General features: G+C 74.1%; 3 protein-coding genes. All 3 read right to left on the minus strand.

The window, feature by feature from the left end; all coding sequences use genetic code 11:
• A partial coding sequence (pyrF, locus tag ACFFNX_RS48600) for an orotidine-5'-phosphate decarboxylase (RefSeq protein ID WP_378213233.1) occupies positions 1–591 on the minus strand: 591 nt, incomplete at its 3' end.
• Positions 588–1,586, minus strand: a complete 999-nt coding sequence (locus ACFFNX_RS48605; protein ID WP_378213234.1) for a dihydroorotate dehydrogenase — start codon at positions 1,584–1,586, stop codon at positions 588–590. The genes pyrF and ACFFNX_RS48605, both read right to left, overlap by 4 nt.
• A 35-nt stretch (positions 1,587–1,621) precedes the next feature.
• Positions 1,622–2,026 (minus strand): iron-sulfur cluster-binding protein (locus tag ACFFNX_RS48610; RefSeq protein ID WP_446678567.1); only part of this gene is annotated, 405 nt, incomplete at its 5' end.

Raw genomic sequence — 2,026 nt, forward strand, 5'->3', positions numbered from 1 at the left:
GGCGAGGGCCTCCTCCGGTGTCGCCACGCGGGCCTGGTCCTGGGTCGCGGCGCCGCGTGGGCGGACGCCCGGCGTGATCAAGGTCACCTCCGGGCCCACCTCCGCGCGTACCGCGGCCGCCTCGATCGGGGAGCACACGAGCGCCTGGGCGCCCGCCTCGACCGCGAGCGCCGACAGGCGGCGTACGGCGTCCAGGGCCGGGCCCGCCAGGCCGATGCTCGTCAGGTCGTCCTCCGCCAGGGACGTGAGAACCGTCACAGCGGCGATCTTGGTGTTCGGCGCGGCCTCGGCGGCCGCGCGGATCATCGAGGCGCCGCCGACCGCGTGGACGGTGAGGTACGCCGGCTTGAGGCGTGACACCGCGCGCGCCGCGCCGGCCACCGTGGCGGGGATGTCGTGCAGCTTCAGGTCGAGGAACACCTGGACGCCGGTGGCGCCGCGGACGCTGGCCACCACGTCCGGCCCGTACCGCAGGTACAGCTCCAGCCCGACCTTGACCGTGCTGACGTGAGGTGTCACCAGTGTCGCCCAGCGGGCGGCCGTCTCGAGGTCCGGCGCGTCCAGGGCGACGGCGATGGGGGCGAGGTTCACTGCAGACTCTCCTGTTCCGTCGGCTCACCGACGCCGACGTTGGGGTCGATGCGCCGGATCAGCGTGCCCGCCGGTTTGTGGGCCAGTCCGACCGCGTCGGCCAGTTCGGTGATGCCGCGTTCGCGCAGCGCGGTGTCCAGTTCGCGCAGGATCCGCGTGCATGCGGACGGATCGTGAAGGTTCGCCGTGCCGATCGCGACCGCCGACGCGCCCGCCAGGACGAGCTCCAGTGCGTCGGTGCCGGTGCGCACGCCGCCGATGCCGATGATCGGGATCTCGGGCAGCGCCGCGTGCACCTGGTAGACGCAGCGGACCGCGACGGGCCGGATGGCCGGGCCGGACAGCCCTCCGGTGACGCCGGCCAGCCGCGGGCGGAAGGTCCAGGTGTCCACGGCCATGCCGTGGAGGGTGTTGATCATCGACAGGCCGTCGGCGCCGGCGTCCGCGCAGGCCATGGCGACGCCGACCATGTCGGTGACGTCCGCCGACAGCTTGGCGAAGACGGGCACCCCCCGGCGTGTGTTGGCGCGCACGGCCCGGACGATCTCGGCGGCGGCCGTCGGGTGGGCGGCGAACATCAGGCCGCGGTCCTCGACGTTCGGGCACGAGGTGTTGATCTCGACCGCGATCACACCGGGCGCGGTGGTGAGGCGCTTGGCGACCTCGACGTACTCCTCGACGCTGTTGCCGGCGATCGAGACGATCGTGCGGGCGCCGTGCTCGTCGAGCCACGGCAGGTCGCGCGCCAGGAAGGCCTCGATGCCGGGCCCCTGGAGCCCGGTGGAGTTGAGCACGCCGCTGGGCGTCTCGGCGAGCCGGGGCGCGGGGCGCCCGGCGCGCGGTTCCGGAGTGATCGACGGCGTGACGATCGCGCCGAGCTTGGCGACGTCGAAGAAGCGGCCCAGCTCGCGCCCGGTGCCGCCGCAGCCGGACGCGGTCATGATCGGGTTCGGCAGCGCGACCGGACCGAGCCCGGTCCGCAGATCAACACTCATGAGCCCTCCTCACGCGGGACCGCCCGGCGTACGGCTCATGGGCGTTCTCCCAGCCGCAGGGCGCGCGGGGCGCCCAGCGCGTCGAACGGGATGGTGCCGACGTCGTCCCAGCGCACCCGTTCGCCGCGGAACACCGGGCCGTCGACGCAGGTACGGACCATGTGGGTGGCGCCGTCGTCGCCGATCACCGGGAGCACGCAGGCCATGCACACTCCGGTGCCGCATGCCATCGGCTCCTCGACCGCGACCTGGGCCGGGATGCCGTATTTCGTGCAGGTGCGGCTGACCGACTGCAGCGTCTTCAGCGGCGCGCAGGCGTACACGACCTCCGCCAGGGCGCCCTCGATGGCGCTCGGCAGCAGGTCCTCGACCGTGCCCGCCGAACCGAGCGAGCCGTCCGCCGTGGCCACCGCGACCGAGTCGCCGGCGCGGCGGGCGCC

Source organism: Actinoallomurus acaciae (assembly GCF_042429965.1).
In the GTDB taxonomy this organism is placed as follows: Bacteria; Actinomycetota; Actinomycetes; order Streptosporangiales; family Streptosporangiaceae; genus Actinoallomurus; species Actinoallomurus acaciae.